Origin of the sequence: Peribacillus sp. NPDC096379, assembly GCF_044762875.1 — a bacterium.
Lineage (GTDB): Bacteria > Bacillota > Bacilli > Bacillales > DSM-1321 > Peribacillus.
The window spans coordinates 338,373-355,324 of the sequence record NZ_JBIWFD010000001.1; the positions used below are offsets into that span (position 1 = coordinate 338,373).

Consider the following 16,952-nt stretch of genomic DNA (forward strand, 5'->3'; position numbering starts at 1 on the left):
GGCAGAAGCATTTTTTAGAATACTTAAATTTGCAAAGTGAACTATATACGTACAATGAAATGGATTAATATTGTACTAACACTACGTGAAGGATTTTTATTCTTATCAGTAACATTTAAACTATTGATTTTTAGTAAAATAATATTGAGAACGTTACGTCAAATCTATTAACAGGCAAGTTACATATTTTCTAAAATAGATTGGTATATTATTCTAATGGCTTCTTCTAGCTCATTTTGACTCATTGCTAAAACAGGCATAAATGTTAATACTTGATCTAATTGGCGGATGATCAGTCCTTTTTGACGTGCAGCTAAGACAATGTTATCAAGTTTATTTTCTTGAATTGGGAAAATAGTTTTCGTTTCTTTGTTTTGTACAATCTCTATTCCAACCATTAATCCTCGTTGTCGAATGTCCCCTACAATGTCTAGCTTATATAATTCTTGTAATTGTTCTTTTACGAATGAAGCATTCACTTGAACTTTTTCGATTAATGCTGTTTCTTCCATTAATTGAATATTTTTTAGTGCAACGGAACAGCTTAGTTGGTTACCGGTGTATGTATGACCATGGTAAAACGTTTTATGCTCCTCTTTTTCTCCTAAAAAAGCATCAAAAATCTTTTGACTTGTAATCGTTGCTGCGAGAGGCATGTAGCCGCCAGTTATTCCTTTTCCTACACATAATATGTCGGGTACAACCTCTTCTTGTTCACAGGCAAACATTGTTCCGGTGCGTCCAAAGCCAACAGCCACTTCATCACAAATGAGAAGAATATTATATTTTCTACAAAGGTTTTCTACACCTTTTAAGAAACCAGATGGATGAGTAATGATTCCCGCTGCTCCCTGTACTAAAGGCTCAATGATTATCCCAGCTATTTCATCGGCTTTTTCTTGAAGTAAGCTTTCTAACCGCTGTAAGCAGAAATTCTTAACATCTTCGGCATGATCAAATTCTGTCATTCGATACGTGTGAGGTGTTGGTAATGAGACACGTTTGAAAAGCAATGGCTCAAAGATGCGATGATATAAATCCATACCACCTACGCTGACGGAACCGATTGTGTCACCATGATACGCATCGTCTAAGGAGATAAATGTATGTTTATTTTTATATTTTTCAAGATTGGTATTTTGCCAATATTGATAAGCGATTTTTAAGGCGATTTCAACGGAAGCAGAACCTGTATCAGAATAGAAGACTTTACATAAGTTGCCTGGTGTGATTTCTGCTAATTTCTTTGCTAGTAGAATAGATGGAACATTGGCAGAACCTAATAAAGTAGAATGAGCGATTTGATGTACTTGATGGATCAGTGCTTCATTTAACGCAGGAACATTATGTCCATGGACATTTACCCATAGAGAAGCATAGCCATCTAAATATTTCTTGCCTTCAATATCATACAAATAGCTACCTTGTCCTCTTTCAATAATCAGCGGTTTATTTTGTTGATACATTTTCATTTGAGTAAATGGATGCCAGACATATTCTTTATCCCAGTTTTCTAAATTTTGTACTTCATCGTGTTTCATAACGGAAAACCTCCTTGATTTGCTTCTTGAATGATTCGGATTGTATACAGTTTTCACAATAGCGCTCTAATTCATTTTTGACATCTTCAAAAAAAGGAATAGCTAAAGCAGGCAACTGAACGATTCGCTTTAAGGTCTCGACATTGTCCAGATGAATGATGTTCGTTTCTTCAAATCTATTGAAAAGTAATAATTGAATAGGGATTTCATAATGGTTAGCATATTGGTTAGTTGTTAAGACATCATGAATCGAACCAAGACCGCTTGGACTAACAAGAATAGAAGGCATATTCGCGTCTTTAATAAAATCTTTTGTCATGTAAAAGTCATCTTCTCGTTCTATTAAAGGAACGGCTAATCCTCCAGCTCCTTCGACTAAGACGATATCATTCGCTTGTTCTAATTCTTTCAGTCTTTGTAAAACAGCTTCGATGTTCACTTTGGCACTTTGTAGCTTAATCGCTAGATGAGGAGAAGTTTCAGGTTCCAAGGCATAAAACCCCGCATTGCTAACACCAATGACCGACTGGAACCAATCTAAATCAGGATAAGTTTGTGTTTCTTCAATTAACCCTGTTTGAAACGGTTTAAATACGGTTGTTTTCAATCCAAGCTTGTTTAATGAGTAATATAAGAAACCGGTAGTGATCGTTTTGCCAATATCTGTGCCTGTTCCTGTAATAAAGAATGATTGACCCATCTTTCATGCAGCTCCTTGCTTAATAATGGTATTTTTTAATCTTGGACGCACTTTAGCAATGATAGCAGCACTCATCGCAGCTAATAATAGATCACCGGGAGCAGGTAAATAGAAACCAAATAACAATGTTTCATGAAGAGAAAGAGGTTTTTCAATCACCCATTTCATTGCTCCATAAAGCCAAATGCATCCAAAGAAGTACACAATGAGGAGGGTACTTAAGTTGGCGAAGAAAATAGAATAGATTCTTTTTAAGTTAAACCTTTGAATAAACCAGCCATTTGCATAGGCCCCCAATATAAAACCGATTAAATAGCCAAATGTCGGTTTGAGAAGATAGCTGGGTCCGCCTCCTTCTGTAAAGATTGGTAATCCGACTAATCCGATTAACACATAGCAAAGTTGACTTAAACTGCCAAGCTTAGGCCCTAATAGGGCACCAGCAAGATAGACAGATAAAATTTGTAGTGTAAAAGGAATAAAGGGAATAGGAATTTTAATGAATGCCCCTATTGCGGTTAAGGCAGCGAATAATGCTGCGAACGCTATGGTTGTATTTTTCACTATTTCACCTCGTTTATTTTTTTACTTGAATATTATTCTGCATGATTTATAATTCTATTGTCAACTTATTTTATTTTTAGGTTAACATTAAAGAGATTCTACAGAAAAGAGGAGAAATGGATATGATAAAAGAAATGGAGCTACAACAATTAGCGGAGCGAGTAATAAGTGGGGAAGCAGTGAGTAAAGAAGAAGCCCTGTCTCTTTTGCAAATAGAAGATACCAAGATTTTAGAATTAATGAATGCTGCTTATAAGATTCGGTATCATCACTATGGAAATAAAGTTAAATTGAATATGATTATTAATGCAAAGTCAGGTCTTTGTCCTGAAAATTGTGGATACTGTTCACAGTCAATCGTTGCAGAAACACCGATTGACAAATATGCCTGGCTAACGAAAGAGAAAATTATTCAAGGTGCAAAAGAGGCTATTTATCGTAAAGCGGGTACATATTGTATTGTTGCTTCTGGAAGACGTCCTACTAATAAAGAAATTTCCCATGTTGTTGACGCTGTAAAAGAGATTCGAGAAACGACAAATTTAAAGATTTGCTGCTGTTTAGGGTTCCTGAATCCAGATCATGCGAAAGCTCTAGCAGATGCGGGGGTTCATCGTTACAATCACAATGTCAATACACATCGTGATCAGTATGAGGAGATTTGTACAACACATACGTATGACCAAAGAATAGATACTGTACAGCAAGCGAAAGAAGCGGGAATATCCCCTTGTTCTGGTGCTATTTTTGGAATGGGGGAAAATGAAGAGCAGCGAGTAGATATCGCCTTTGAATTACGTGATTTAGATGCTGATTCGATACCTTGTAACTTTCTCGTGGCAATTGAAGGAACACCATTAAGTGAAATGAAAGAGTTAACACCGATAAACTGTTTAAAGATCATTGCGATGATGCGATTTGTAAATCCAACGAAAGAAATTCGAATTTCTGGTGGACGGGAAGTGAATCTTGGTTTTCTTCAGCCGTTAGGCTTGTTTGCAGCTAATTCGATTTTCGTTGGGGATTACTTAACGACAGAAGGTCAGCAACCATTAGATGATTGGAGAATGATTGCGGAATTAGGTTTTGAAATCGAAGAATGTGCTTTGTAATAGACTCTATTAAAATGATTATGAATTTTCTCGGAAATTTTGCTATTCCGAATAACGATCAAAGTATTGATTAATCATAAGCGAACGCGTACTATTTGTTCATACCAATTGAATCAAGTTATAAATACTTCTTGTATATTATCAGTAATATGGTCTGATCGTCTCTACCTAGTAGCCGTAAAATACTAGACTACAAGAAAGTTTGAATTAATGTAGATTGGAAGAACCATGTAGTGGATGAGTTTTGTCTATGTCATATATCTCTTCCTATGAAGCTCTTATTTTTCATTCTTTCTGTTGATCAGAATATATGAAAAGTAAGAGCTTTTTTGTTGTTTGGCGTATAAAGGGGTTTTTAGTTGTGGATAATTATAGTAGTGTTTCTACATCCAAATCCAGTACCTTAGCCTTTAATGAGTTGCATCTTTTGTGAAATCAATGAATGATTTTGTAAAAATGGTATATATGCAATCGTGAGGCGAATACGCTGTTAATCTTGTTGAAATCCACATCTAGGAGCTGCTTTCATGTACTTTTTGTTAAATCTATTAGGCGTTTTTGTTGTCTTAGGCGTCGTGTTCTTGTGTTCTCCAAATAAGAAAGAAGTGAAATGGAGACCGGTTATTTCACTCATTGTAGTCGAATTGCTTATTACATGGTTTATGTTAGGAACAACAATAGGGAGCTGGGTCATTACTAAAATAGCCTCATTCTTTACGTGGTTAATTGCCTGTGCAAGTGAAGGAATAGCCTTTGTCTTTCCATCGGTTATGGCAAATGAAACAGTAGACTTTTTCTTTAGTGCATTGTTGCCTATTATTTTCGTTGTTACTTTCTTTGACATTTTATCTTATTTTGGCATTTTAACGTGGATTATTGATAAAGTGGGCTGGGTGATTTCTAAAGTATCACGCTTGCCCAAACTAGAAAGCTTTTTCTCGATTCAAATGATGTTTTTAGGAAATACCGAAGCGTTAGCTGTCATTCGTGATCAGCTATCTGTTTTAAAGGACAATCGTTTGCTTACCTTTGGAATTATGAGTATGAGTAGTATTAGCGGATCGATTATTGGTGCCTATTTATCAATGGTCCCGGCAGAATATGTCTTTACTGCGATACCTGTAAACTGTTTAAATGCACTTATTTTAGTTAGTATTTTAAACCCAATCCATGTACCAAAAGAGGAAGATATTATTTATGTACCGCCAAAATCGGAGAAAAAGGATTTCTTCTCGACGATTTCGAATAGTATGTTAGTCGGTATGAATATGGTTATCGTTATATTAGCGATGGTGATTGGCTATGTCGCTCTTACAGCTGGCCTAAATGGAATTTTGGGTGTTATTGTAGATGGTCTGACGATTCAGAAAATCTTTTCAGTCATTTTTAGTCCATTTGCCTTTTTACTTGGTTTGACAGGGCATGATGCTATGTATGTCGCACAGTTAATGGGAATTAAATTGGCGACGAATGAATTTGTGGCCATGATGGATCTAAAGAGCAACTTAGATACACTGCCACCACATACGATTGCGGTTGCAACAACGTTCTTAACATCATTTGCGAATTTTAGTACAGTCGGTATGATTTATGGAACGTATAATTCGGTATTATCAGAAGGAAAATCAGCGATTATCGGTAAAAACGTCTGGAAGCTTCTCGTCAGCGGCATTGCGGTTTCCTTATTAAGTGCGATGATTGTCGGCTTATTTGTATGGTAATAAAGCAGTAATCAAGAGGATGTCCCAAAAGATCTGACCTCACAGTCTATCCATCGTTTATTATGCATATAGAGATAAACGGTATAAAGTAGATGTGGATCTGGTCTTTTGTAATGGGACATTCCTTTTTTTATAGGAAAAAGTTAATTAGGAGTCCTAGAATGTTTGTTTCCCCGAACTACGTACGATTATTACCAACGATAGAATTCTTTTTTGTAATCAATAGTTCTTTCTTTTTTCTTCCAGGCTGTATTTAATGTATGATTAATCATGTATTTCAAATAGGAAAGGCTTGATTTAGATGGGATTGACAAAGAAAAAACGGGTAGTAAAAGAAGTTCAACAATTAATTATGATTACAATTGGTGCGATTATTGCTGCTGTTGGGCTTGAATTATTTTTAGTTCCGAATGATATTTTAGACGGTGGGATTATTGGTCTTTCGATCATTACAGCGGAATTAACTGGTTTAAACATGAGTTTATTTCTCATTATTTTCAATATACCATTTCTTTATATCGGTTATAAGAGAATAGGTACGAAATTTACCCTTCATACTTTATATGGCGTTATTGTTTTATCTATATTTACTTCTTATTTGCATCATTTTGAGCCTTTTACAGATGATTTATTTTTAGCAACGGTAGTGGGTGCAGTCATACTAGGAGCGGGTGTTGGTTTAGTTATTAGAACGGGTGGTGCTTTAGACGGTACAGAAATTATTGCCATTCTTGTAAGCAAAAAACGACCTGTTTCAGTCGGACAATTTGTCATGATTGTCAATGTATTTATTTTTGTCCTTGCTGCCTTATTAGTATTTAGTTGGGAAACAGCTATGTACTCTATTATTACTTATTTTATTGCTTATAAAATGATTGATATTGTCGTTGAAGGTATGGAAGAATTAAAATCAGTAACGATTATTTCTGATCAACCAGAAGAAATTGCAAATTCTTTAATACAGGAATTAGGTCGCGGCATTACGTATATTCATGGTGAGGGTGTTTATAGTAACGAGCCCAAAAAGATCATATATACGATCGTATCTCGGATCGAATTATCTAGTTTACGTACCATTGCTCAAGAAATAGACCCGAAAGCTTTAATCGCCATAGAGAATGTTGCTGATGTTTCAGGTAGTAACTTTAGGAAAAGTTCGGCTCATTAAAATGAACGAACTTCTTATTATCGCAGATCACGAAGACAATGTTTACGGTTAATCGGTTTAAACGCAAGACAAAATCAGTGTATTGTCGCGAGTTTGATTGAAAGAGCAAAGGACCAAGCAAAAACAGAGGGCACTGTAAAAGTCCCCTCCGAATAGAAAAAGGTGTAATCCTTCATTTTGCGAAGAGATTATACCTTTTTTCTGTATAATTAGAGTATCAATTTTATATGGGGGGTACGATGATACAAACACAACAATCTATGATATTCAGTCCGTTTTGGTCATTTATAACACCTCAATGGACGTATACTATTTAAAACCATAAATGTAGCAGAATTGTTATTCCAAATTACTGTGAAAATCAATAAAATGATAAACAAATCCTATTTTATATATTCATTACTCACTAATTGATCTTGGATGACATCAGTTGGAATAATGAATTCCACCACACCCATAAAACCAGGAGAAACCTCATATTTATCAAATGAAATAACTAACTTCCCTTGATTATTTATATAAAAGTTTTGCTCTTTACCTATTTTTTCAAATGAATCGAATACTTCTTCACCGATCCCACTTACCCAATATGACACTTCAGGGTTCGCTTTCATTTGTGCTCTCATTTGTTCTTTTATATTTTCACTAATTACATCCACATAATCCTCATTTTCAAATAGACTTGGTAGATTTATTAGAATTTGGTTTTTTTTATCAATCGTATCAAATTTCATTGTCGTTGATGAAGAGCCTACCGTATTCACATTATACCTAGCGATTGAAAGAAGTTGCTCGTTGTCTGTTTTAATTTCATAACCACTATCTATACCTAAATGGCCACCTCCACTTTTCTTTACCTCTTCCATGTCTTTTAAAAATTCTTGATATAATTTTTCATTTTCTTGTAAATATTTTTCGTTTAAACTTTTTTCTAAATCTTTATTGTCTAAGTTGGTAACTGCAGGTACTTTAATATTTGCATTATAAGTATCCTCATTAACTCTATACTCTCTAAACGTAATTAAGTTTACCATTTTACCTAAAACTGGAATATCGGAAAAGGCATGTGCAATAGTTGAACTTGTGTTCACACTCGAAATAAATAAAATAGCTGCAACTGCAATTCCTATATACATTTTTTTAGGTTTTCTTTTCTTTTCTTGACGTAGTGCTTGCTTAACCACTGTGTGTAATTCTTCTGGGATTTCAATATTTTGATATTCTTTTATCAGTTGTTTCATTCTATTCATACCTTTGATCCTCCTGAATTCCATCTTCTAATTCTATTCTTAATAGCTTTAGCGCTCTATATAATCTCGTTTTAATGGTGTTAGCATTTTCCTCTAATACCTTGGCTATTTCTTCGATCTTCAGATCTTCAAAAAAGCGAAGAAAAATAATGGTATGATAATTATGCGGTAGCGACTCGATCGCATTTTTCAAATCTAGATTCTCATATTTATCTGTACCACCTAGTAAATGTTCAATGGCTTCACTTTCCATTGGATGTACTTTTTTATGCTTTCTGATGCTATCAATCGAAGTATTTATTACAATTCGATACATCCAACTTTTAATTACTGACACATCTTCAATCTTGTGAATTGAACATAGCCCTTTTCGAATAGACTCCTGAACCACATCTAAAGCATCTTGTTGATTTTTCACATAATTATAGGCAAAACGGTATAAGTTCGCTTCATTTTCAGTCACGAATTGAATAAATGCTTTTTCTATTTTCCTTTTTTTGAACATTATTTTACTCCCTTGCTGTGTATCAATTTTGAATACAATACTAAAACGTCGTTCTTCTGCAAAAAGTTTTAATTAATTAAATTTTTTTTCTTAAACTTTGTTACTATAGAAACGTAACAATAAGTTATCTGTGAATTAATGGAGCCTACTGCGATTGAATATTGCGAGAAGAAGGTTCGAGACCTATCACTATCTAAAATCGAATAATCATCTTGAATCGTTAACGATTGATGTTGAAAAGCTAATTCTTCTGCATGTTTGAGAATTTCATAAATCCCGCCTATTTCTTTAATAGATCCTGATATAGGAAGGTGACTATCATAATTTAGTAATAATTCCCCTAATATAGGTTGTTGCTAATTCTGTTCTAAAGATTGTTTCGAGGCAGGAACTCTCCCTAAAGGAGATTCTATGATACCATTCGTTCCTTTTGTTTCAGGGGAAACCTTGGCGATATATGGAGCAAAACGTTTAAACTTTTCCTCTGCATTTCTTACATCTTCTTGAGTAAGGGGGGGATCCCGATTGAAATTTTTCGACATTTGGATTACATTGTTGTAGTGCTGCCGCCCGAAATCACTATTGAACGTACTTGACCTTGTAACAAACTTTCATAATTTTCTTCAACAAAAAAACAGAAGCCTATTAGCCCCTGTTCCTACCTACTTTAACAAATTTGGCAGTATACGTGATATTGGTGATCTGCTAAGGCACAATCACCAATATCTTCATACATCTCATTAAGATAACCTGCCACCCGATTATGAATCTCATATAGGGGTACCGTCGCATGCCCATCAAATTAGTATTTTGATGGATCCCCAAAACGAAACATTTACCTTTCTATAGTTTCCCATGGGGATTCAACTCATTTTTAAGTTTTGGGACACCCGCAGTGCTACTAGACTTCTATTTTTATTGCTTTTCTGACAGTCGTCCATCCTCGATATACACAACGCGATCACATAAATCAAGCATCCGCTTGTCATGAGTAACCATGATGGCGGCTTTTTTATGCAATTTCACTTCATCTGCGAGCATTTGAACGACAGCTCGACCTCGTTCGGAATCAAGGCTTGCGGTTGGTTCATCTGCTAAAATAATATCAGGATTATTCATCCAGGCGCGCGCAATGGCAACGCGTTGACGCTCACCGCCGGATAAGCTTTCTGGGTAATGGTTCTTTCTATGATTTAAGCCAAGTCGATCAAGTAGATTATCAGCTCTTTTTTTTGCATTTTTATTCTGCATTCCACTTAATTCGGAAATGAGCAACAATTGATCTTGAACGGTTAAATAAGGAATTAAATTTGCCGATTGAAAAACAAAGCCAATTTTTTCTAATCGAAGTTGATTCATTTTTTTCGGAGAAAGCTTGTGGATCTCCTTACCACCAATCATGATACGCCCGCTTGTTGGTGATAATAATGCACCTGTAATAGAAAGGAAGGTACTTTTACCTGATCCAGATGGGCCGACGACGGCGACGAATTCACCGGCTTTTACTTGTAATGATACATCATCTAGAACTTTCACGGACGTATCGCCGTCACCATAAATTTTGCTGATATTTTCAAGAAGTAGTTGATTTTCCATTATGCAGCCCTCCCGATTGCTTCAATTGCATCAATTTTCGATACTCGGTATAGCGATAGTAAGGCACCAATCATCGATACCGCTAAGAAAAGAAACGAGCAGCCTATTACTAATTGAGCACTAAGTTCAAAAGGCATACTATCAGGTAAAATGAACGATACACCAAAGGTGAGTGAGATGCTGATTAGTAAACTTATAATCGTAATGAATACGACTTGGAAAATAATCGTCCGTGCCAAGTATGTTGATTTGGCGCCAATTGCTTTTAAGACACCGAATTGATTCATTTTTTGAATCGTCATCACATAGAAGAATGCGGCTAAAACAAATGCAGCAATGACGAATAGAAATGCAATCATCATCATCAGTGATCCTTGTTCTTCTTTATAGCCTGGGATGCCTTGCAGGGCTTGATCTTTACTAATCACGTCAATGTTTGGAAGATTTTTCTCAATTTGTTTCGCTTTATTTGCCGAGATGTTTAAAGCAATCGTATTAAATATGTCTTGATTCGGAGTCCGATTATGAGAAATCGTAGACCAACCGTTGAAATTCAGATAAACAACTGGTGTATGACTGAAAGATTGACCTTCTGTGAACCCGACGATTGTGAAAATTTCTCCTGATGCCAAGTCTTCTATTTCATCACCGAGCTTTAATCCTTCATGTTGTAATGAACGATCGGCTACTACTTCATGGGCTGCTCTATGATTGAGCATTTTTCCTTCGGTTATCGTAGGAGCAAGCATGCTGTTTATGTCAATTGCGAAAAACGTAATATCGCTTTTTTTTGAATCGCCATTTTTCGTAATGGTTGTCATTTGCACGCCAAGTGGTGTGGCCTGCCCCTCTTTGGTGTATTCGCGTACATCCTGCAGATTTTTATCAGATAAGGTTGAACGGGTTAAGCGATGGTCTGAATCTTGTTGGAGGACTAAGTAATCCGCATTCATATTTTGAATCGACGATGCGTTATCCGAAGACAGCCCTTTGGCCAATCCGGAAACAAACAGGACCAACCATATAAGTAAGATCATGATGAATCCAATCAATACGTACCGTAATTTAGCGTGCTTCATTTCCCTTAATGCGAGAAACATGATTTGTTCATCTCCATTCATTAATAACTTAAATATAGGATAATACAGCAATATGAACGGAGTATGAACAGTTCTTTACATTCTCGGAAGCTGGATGCGGAAAGTCGTTCCGTTTCCAATTTGACTTGTAACGGAGATTTGTCCAGAGTGAAGTTCGACAATTTTCTTCGTAATCGCAAGTCCTAAACCACTGCTTCCGATTTCGCTTGGAGTTCTAGCTTGATCTACTTTATAAAAACGGTTAAAAATATTGGCTAACTCGCTTTGGGCAATCCCAATGCCTGTATCTTGTACTTCAACGATACAATCATTTTCTTGTTCAGTGAGCCGAATGGATATCGTTCCACCAATAGGGGTGAATTTAATGCTGTTCGTTAAAAGATTCGTCCATACTTGGTGGAGGAGATGCTGATCGGCATAGATGAAGGTTGTGGGTAAACTTAAGTCAATCGCTATCTCTTTTTCTTGCCAGCTCCATTCAGACATAAATATGACCTGTTTAATTTGCTCGGCAACATTAAAGGTGCTCTTTTTTATTAGATGTTCTTCTTTATCTAATGAAGCAAGCATCAATAATTGTTTACTTAATTGGGACATTCGCTTCGTTTCTGCTTCAATAATGGCTAAATAATGCTTCCTTTGTTCTTCAGGTAAAGTATCGGATTGCAATGTATTTGAAAATCCTTGGATGGATGCGAGTGGGGCTTGAATTTCATGGGAAACGTTTGAAACGAATTCTTGTCGCATACTCTCAAGTTGTTCTAAATTCTTTGCCATCTCTTTAAAATGTTCAGCTAATTTGCCAATTTCATCTCGTCGTTTCATATCAAGCTGAATATCATATTTTCCGGTGGATATCCTTTTCGTTGCATCGGTTAGTTTGATAATCGGTTTTACAATATATCGCGTACTAATAATGACGAAGAGAATGCTTACTATGAGCGAAAGAATGAGAAGAACGGAAAAGAAAATCCGCATTTCACCAAACTGCATATCGAGATTCGGACGAATGAAAAGTGCATAGTTCTTGCCATCTACAGTCATTCGTACCCCGATTGTGTTTGTTAATACATTATCGAAAAACCCTGTTATAAACGCACTTGAGGGGAAGTCCAAAATGCCGTGATACACATGTCCATTGAGCACATTTTGAATGATTTCTGAATCCATCTCTTTATTTCTAAATTCTCCACCATAAAAAAAACCTTGTCCATTTGGATCCACTATGTACAATTGATAGCCAAGATCGGCGGTATTTTCTAAATAATCGTTAAGCAGAATTTCTTGATTCTTTTCATAAAAATTAACGATATCTTTCGAAAGTCGAGTCACTTTACTGTCGTTAAAAGGCTTAAGTTTATTTTGGTAATAGAAATTGGCAAGGATAAAGGCTATTATTCCGCTTAAAATCATCACAAAAATGGTGGTAAAGACGATACGTAAATAGAGAGTTTTCACTGTTTGGTAACCTCCAATTTATAGCCAACCCCTCGTACCGTTTTAATCATGAAATCGCCATCTTGGTTCGAGAAACGCTCACGTAGCCGTTTAATATGTACATCGACTGTGCGGTCATCCCCAGAAAAATCTGTCCCCCAGATTAGCTGGATCAATTCATCTCGCGTGAAAATTCGATCAGGGAAGCTGGCTAGCTGTGCTAATAGTTCAAATTCCTTCATGGGCAGCATTAGTAGCTTCCCATTAGCATGTACTTCATAACTTTTACGGTCAATTATGGTTTGATTGAGCACGATTTTCTCAGCATTGACCATTTGAAAACGACGAAGCAGGGCTTTAATTCGGAACAATAATTCTTTCGGTTCGAACGGTTTTGTGACATAATCATCCGTTCCAACAGCAAATCCTTTTTCTTTATCGATCAACTGATCTTTTGCAGTTAATAAAATAATCGGGAAATCATAATCGCTCCTTATTTCCTCACACAGCTGATAGCCATCCTTATTCGGCATCATCACGTCTACAATGGCTAAATGAATTTGCTGTTCCAGTAGAATCGTTGAAGCTTCTACACCATCAGCTGCCTCGTAGACGGAAAAGCCTTCTTTTTGTAGAAAATGTTTTAATAATTCACGAATGTGTTGATCATCATCAGCAATTAAAATACGGATCATTTGGATATACAGCTCCTAAACTAGAATGATAGCGGAAGTTCACCTTAAATATACAGCATCCAGTTAAGAAGATGAAATATTGGTCTGTTTTTATCCCGGTTTAACAGGCTGTAAAATCCCGATTGGTTCAACTAACCATCAGTGGGGATGAAAGAAACCTCCGCTGATGGAAGTTTCACTTTATATTCTACATTTTGCTCCTTCAGATTATGGCGGCTCGCAAAATTCGAATCCGGCATGAAAAGTATGAATTCTCGCTCGAAAATCCCGAATCCGGCGCGAAAAGAGTTGATTCTGGCTCGAAAATCTTAAATCTGGCACGAAAAGGGAGGGCTTGCTCATTTTGTCTATACCATCGACAATTGGAAGTAGGATAAACTTGGTTCAACAGAGGATGAATTTGTTTGCTACAATCAAATATGATAGAAAACGTGGACAGGGGAGAGAAAATGGAATTTTTAGCAACAATATTAATGTTAGTCGCTTTTTTTAGCTTTTTTATCGGTCTTCTTGGTGTGATAAAAGGAAGCGTGAAATGGATAAGATTACGCTCTAGGAAGGCAAGCTCCTTGTTTGTTGTGGCTGCATTCGTAGTGTTTATGATCGGGGGAACCATGATACCAACGGACCCTACCACAAATGCTCCAACAGAAGATCAACAAGAAGCAACTCCTATAAAAGAACAAAAAGAAACGAAAACGGAAGAGACTCAGAAAGCAAATGACGTAGCTGTCTCCGAGCCATTAACAGAAGAATTGGCCGTACATTTTGTCGATGTTGGTCAAGGAGCCGCACAAGTGATTATTGCACCAAATAAAAAAGTGATGGTCATTGATGCTGGTAATAACGATGATGAAGACAAAATGGTCGCTTACTTGAAAGAGTTAGGAGTATCTAAGGTTGATGTGCTAATTGGCACACATCCTGACGCCGATCATATTGGCGGAATGGATGCGGTCATTGATTCTTTTGATATTGGAAAAGTATATATGCCGAAAGTACAACGAGATACACAAACATTTGAATCGGTTTTACAATCGATTCAAAATAAAGGATTAACAGTAACAACAGCGAAAGCGGGTATCGAACTTAATTTAGACCCTACGGTACAAGCGAAAATGATTGCTCCGCTGGACGATACAGCAAGTGATGCGAATGAAATGAGTGCAGTCGTCAGACTTCAATATGGTGAACAATCATTCCTTTTAACAGGGGATGCGGGAATACCAACAGAGGAAAAATGGCTTCAGTCAGGTGAAATGATAAAATCTACGGTCCTTTTAACCGGTCACCATGGTAGCAGTCACTCTACTAGTGAAGCATTCTTACAAGCGGCTCAGCCGAAATACGCAGTGATTCAAGTAGGAAAAAACAGTTACGGTCATCCGACTAGCGAAGTATTAGAACGACTTCACAATGAGAACATAAAGATATATCGTAATGATACGGATGGAACGATTGTGTTTAAAACGGATGGCAAAGAAATCAATGTCAACAAACAAGCATGGGTGTATACACCTGTACCTAAATCACAGGAACAGACACAAGGGAATAACCAAACGACACCCAATCCAGTTGTAACTCCACCAGCAAGTATACCGGATGTGACAAGTAGCTTACAGGCTACTGCTGTGATAGATGAAGCGACTCCAAATCAAAACGAAGAAGTTACAGTGACCGTTACGGTAAAAGATCAAAATGGTAAGCCTGTAAATGGAGCGAATGTTCATTTGAACCTTCAATTTAAGTCGAAAGATACGGTGTATGAAGGGGTGACAAATGCAAATGGTGTTGCCTCTCTTGCCTTTAGAGTAGGTCGAGCGGCTGCTGGATTCACGGTAGATGGCGACATTACAGTTTCAGCGAATGGCATTACTGCAACCACGAAAACAGCTTTTACTCCAAGATAAAGGAAGTGTAAGCATGAAAGGAATCATTGATCGATTTGAAGGGGATTTTGTTGTGATTGAAGTCGATGGAAACACACAAAATGTTCCGAAAGAGTTAGTTGAGTCTAAGGTGAAAGTCAATGATGTCGTGGAATTCGTCAATGAAAAATGGGTAGTTCATGAAGAAGAAACCGAAAAGCGTAGGAAAAAGATCAAATCACTTATGGAAAGCGTTTGGGAAGATTAAAGAAAGAAATATGTTTAGAAAAAAGGGGCGGGGATGTCCCAAAAGGATCTGACCTCGCACACTAAATCAGTCTGTAGTGTTTCAAACACTTATCTTATACTGTATTTTAGTTGTTGCGGGGTCTGCCCCTTGTTTTGTATGAAGAACATGGGGACTTAGGCTTCACGACTTACTAATCTAGCCAATCTATTTATCAGGTAAACTGATTTTATCGAGAAAGCATCCAAATTCCGGCTCCGCACCTCCACCATTGAGATTAGGTGAGTGTAGCGTGTAATGGGATTTATCCTTCATAGTAAATGGTGGCGTTTTAACGCCATATTTGTTTTGATAAACCGGCGCCAATCTTAAGTAAGAAGGCGTCTTTTTGTATTGGGCCATTTTGTATGAAGAACATGGGGACTTAGGCTTCACGACTTACTAATCTAGCCAATCTATTTATCAGGTATTCTGATTTTATCGAGAAACATCCAAAATCTGGATTCGCACCGCCACCATTGTGATTAGGTAAGTGTAGCGAGCTACAGGATGGATCCTTCATAGTACATGGTGGCGTTTTAACGCCATAGGAGTTTGTATAAGAGGTATTATTTATTATTAGGTAAGAAATCGGGTAAATTAACCAAAAGAAATTGTAAGGGGTGTACTATGAAACAATTTGTTTTGGTTTTCTTTCTTTTCGCTACTTTAGCTATGTATCCATCTCAAACAAATGCGATTTCAATGCCTTGTAGTTTACTATTAGAACCAGTTGATAAAAATCTAAAAAATGCTAAGGGTGTAGCGCTAATTTATGAAGTGCAACTACACCCACCGAGTTTCGCACGAACCAATATAAGTATTCTTGCTGTTCACCTTCCAGAACCATCATCTTATGGAGATTATAATAGCTATGAAGGTTTTGCGTTTATACCAGATGAAATAAGTTGGCGATTTAGGCTTTACCCTACCGCAGAAGAGGAAAGTCCAACGTGGGCTGGAAGATTTGATTTAATTACAGCAGAAATGGAAAATGTTGAAGTTCAAGTTCGTCCTTCTAATTCAAAAACTAAGAAGTTAGGACCAAGGATTTTAACAAAAAATATTAAATCCTGTAAGTAGTCTATTCAGCTAAAGGTCGCTTTTATGAAGTAACTAAGCCGAATTTCTCACTTACAAAACCAAGAAATTTGGCTTTTTTAACGTTGTAAATCCGCATTTATCCCGCATTAACGGGCAGTAAGACCCCCACTGATTGAAGTTTCACTTTATCTTAACTTCGATGTTAGAACTATTGGGATATCAATGGCTCTCACATCACTTACATGTATTCAATGTAAATTTTGGTTTACAAAGGTATGCTCATTTTTTGATGTCTTGTTCAAGTAATACACCCGTTAGCTTAAGTGAAGCCCTTCACATACATGGATGAAGAATTAAAAAGTAAT

Annotated in this window: 15 protein-coding genes, 1 pseudogene and 1 riboswitch; of the genes and pseudogenes, 6 read left to right on the plus strand and 10 right to left on the minus strand. The window is 36.6% G+C overall.

Annotation, left to right across the window (positions count from 1 at the left end; genetic code table 11):
• Positions 1–179: 179 nt before the first annotated feature.
• The 3 genes from bioA to ACIQZI_RS01745 are packed head-to-tail and all read right to left on the minus strand — an operon-like array spanning position 180 to position 2,805.
• The gene (bioA, locus tag ACIQZI_RS01735; RefSeq protein WP_403068598.1) at positions 180–1,541 is read right to left on the minus strand and encodes an adenosylmethionine--8-amino-7-oxononanoate transaminase; all 1,362 of its coding nucleotides are present in this window, start codon (positions 1,539–1,541) and stop codon (positions 180–182) included.
• Entirely contained in the window at positions 1,528–2,241 is a 714-nt protein-coding gene (gene bioD / locus ACIQZI_RS01740) for a dethiobiotin synthase (RefSeq protein WP_403068601.1), read from the minus strand. Before bioD ends, bioA begins: the two co-directional genes overlap by 14 nt.
• A gap of 3 nt (positions 2,242–2,244) precedes the next feature.
• Positions 2,245–2,805, minus strand: a complete 561-nt coding sequence (locus ACIQZI_RS01745; protein ID WP_062176336.1) for a biotin transporter BioY — start codon at positions 2,803–2,805, stop codon at positions 2,245–2,247.
• 122 nt (positions 2,806–2,927) lie between these two features.
• Here ACIQZI_RS01745 and bioB point away from each other — a divergent pair, with 122 nt between their 5' ends.
• From bioB to ACIQZI_RS01760, 3 genes are all read left to right on the plus strand, one after another.
• On the plus strand, positions 2,928–3,917 hold the full coding sequence (gene bioB, locus ACIQZI_RS01750; RefSeq protein WP_403068605.1) for a biotin synthase BioB: 990 nt from the start codon (positions 2,928–2,930) through the stop codon (positions 3,915–3,917).
• Between the two features lie 111 nt (positions 3,918–4,028).
• A riboswitch (purine riboswitch) is annotated at positions 4,029–4,130 on the plus strand.
• Between the two features lie 314 nt (positions 4,131–4,444).
• Positions 4,445–5,638 carry a nucleoside transporter C-terminal domain-containing protein gene (locus ACIQZI_RS01755; RefSeq protein ID WP_403068608.1) on the plus strand — a complete coding sequence of 398 codons (1,194 nt, stop codon included), beginning with the start codon at positions 4,445–4,447 and terminating at the stop codon, positions 5,636–5,638.
• Positions 5,639–5,939: 301 nt separating this feature from the next.
• Positions 5,940–6,806: a YitT family protein gene (locus ACIQZI_RS01760; protein ID WP_403068611.1), complete on the plus strand. Its 867-nt coding sequence runs from the start codon at positions 5,940–5,942 to the stop codon at positions 6,804–6,806.
• A gap of 383 nt (positions 6,807–7,189) precedes the next feature.
• Here ACIQZI_RS01760 and rsiV read toward each other — a convergent pair whose 3' ends face one another.
• From rsiV to ACIQZI_RS01795, 7 genes and pseudogenes are all read right to left on the minus strand, one after another.
• Complete coding sequence (gene rsiV, locus ACIQZI_RS01765; protein ID WP_403068614.1) at positions 7,190–8,056, minus strand: anti-sigma-V factor RsiV; 867 nt, start codon at positions 8,054–8,056, stop codon at positions 7,190–7,192.
• Entirely contained in the window at positions 8,049–8,561 is a 513-nt protein-coding gene (locus ACIQZI_RS01770) for an RNA polymerase sigma factor SigV (RefSeq protein ID WP_403068617.1), read from the minus strand. Before ACIQZI_RS01770 ends, rsiV begins: the two co-directional genes overlap by 8 nt.
• A gap of 140 nt (positions 8,562–8,701) precedes the next feature.
• Positions 8,702–9,110, minus strand: a pseudogene (locus tag ACIQZI_RS01775) (D-serine ammonia-lyase); the annotation flags it as partial.
• A gap of 366 nt (positions 9,111–9,476) precedes the next feature.
• Positions 9,477–10,157: an ABC transporter ATP-binding protein gene (locus tag ACIQZI_RS01780; RefSeq protein ID WP_403068620.1), complete on the minus strand. Its 681-nt coding sequence runs from the start codon at positions 10,155–10,157 to the stop codon at positions 9,477–9,479.
• The gene (locus ACIQZI_RS01785; protein WP_403071974.1) at positions 10,157–11,257 is read right to left on the minus strand and encodes an ABC transporter permease; all 1,101 of its coding nucleotides are present in this window, start codon (positions 11,255–11,257) and stop codon (positions 10,157–10,159) included. Before ACIQZI_RS01785 ends, ACIQZI_RS01780 begins: the two co-directional genes overlap by 1 nt.
• Before the next feature lie 75 nt (positions 11,258–11,332).
• Positions 11,333–12,715: a sensor histidine kinase gene (locus tag ACIQZI_RS01790; RefSeq protein ID WP_403068623.1), complete on the minus strand. Its 1,383-nt coding sequence runs from the start codon at positions 12,713–12,715 to the stop codon at positions 11,333–11,335.
• On the minus strand, positions 12,712–13,389 hold the full coding sequence (locus ACIQZI_RS01795; protein WP_403068626.1) for a response regulator transcription factor: 678 nt from the start codon (positions 13,387–13,389) through the stop codon (positions 12,712–12,714). Before ACIQZI_RS01795 ends, ACIQZI_RS01790 begins: the two co-directional genes overlap by 4 nt.
• A 449-nt stretch (positions 13,390–13,838) precedes the next feature.
• On the opposite strand from ACIQZI_RS01795, the gene ACIQZI_RS01800 reads away from it, so the two are divergent.
• The 3 genes from ACIQZI_RS01800 (at position 13,839) to ACIQZI_RS01810 (ending at position 16,626) form a co-directional block, all read left to right on the plus strand.
• Positions 13,839–15,299: an MBL fold metallo-hydrolase gene (locus ACIQZI_RS01800; protein ID WP_403068629.1), complete on the plus strand. Its 1,461-nt coding sequence runs from the start codon at positions 13,839–13,841 to the stop codon at positions 15,297–15,299.
• A 13-nt stretch (positions 15,300–15,312) separates the two neighbouring features.
• On the plus strand, positions 15,313–15,525 hold the full coding sequence (locus ACIQZI_RS01805) for a DUF3006 domain-containing protein (protein WP_062176372.1): 213 nt from the start codon (positions 15,313–15,315) through the stop codon (positions 15,523–15,525).
• Between the two features lie 648 nt (positions 15,526–16,173).
• Positions 16,174–16,626 carry a YoqH family protein gene (locus ACIQZI_RS01810; RefSeq protein WP_403068633.1) on the plus strand — a complete coding sequence of 151 codons (453 nt, stop codon included), beginning with the start codon at positions 16,174–16,176 and terminating at the stop codon, positions 16,624–16,626.
• Positions 16,627–16,952 lie beyond the last annotated feature (326 nt).

Coding starts and splice junctions, on each gene's coding strand:
- ACIQZI_RS01770 (WP_403068617.1), bottom strand. CDS start 8,561: ATGTTCAAAAAAAGGAAAATAGAAAAAGCATTTATTCAATTCGTGACT.
- ACIQZI_RS01755 (WP_403068608.1), top strand. CDS start 4,445: ATGTACTTTTTGTTAAATCTATTAGGCGTTTTTGTTGTCTTAGGCGTC.
- ACIQZI_RS01780 (WP_403068620.1), bottom strand. CDS start 10,157: ATGGAAAATCAACTACTTCTTGAAAATATCAGCAAAATTTATGGTGAC.
- ACIQZI_RS01810 (WP_403068633.1), top strand. CDS start 16,174: ATGAAACAATTTGTTTTGGTTTTCTTTCTTTTCGCTACTTTAGCTATG.
- bioA (WP_403068598.1), bottom strand. CDS start 1,541: ATGAAACACGATGAAGTACAAAATTTAGAAAACTGGGATAAAGAATAT.
- ACIQZI_RS01785 (WP_403071974.1), bottom strand. CDS start 11,257: ATGTTTCTCGCATTAAGGGAAATGAAGCACGCTAAATTACGGTACGTA.
- ACIQZI_RS01805 (WP_062176372.1), top strand. CDS start 15,313: ATGAAAGGAATCATTGATCGATTTGAAGGGGATTTTGTTGTGATTGAA.
- bioB (WP_403068605.1), top strand. CDS start 2,928: ATGATAAAAGAAATGGAGCTACAACAATTAGCGGAGCGAGTAATAAGT.
- ACIQZI_RS01795 (WP_403068626.1), bottom strand. CDS start 13,389: ATGATCCGTATTTTAATTGCTGATGATGATCAACACATTCGTGAATTA.
- bioD (WP_403068601.1), bottom strand. CDS start 2,241: ATGGGTCAATCATTCTTTATTACAGGAACAGGCACAGATATTGGCAAA.
- rsiV (WP_403068614.1), bottom strand. CDS start 8,056: ATGAATAGAATGAAACAACTGATAAAAGAATATCAAAATATTGAAATC.
- ACIQZI_RS01800 (WP_403068629.1), top strand. CDS start 13,839: ATGGAATTTTTAGCAACAATATTAATGTTAGTCGCTTTTTTTAGCTTT.
- ACIQZI_RS01760 (WP_403068611.1), top strand. CDS start 5,940: ATGGGATTGACAAAGAAAAAACGGGTAGTAAAAGAAGTTCAACAATTA.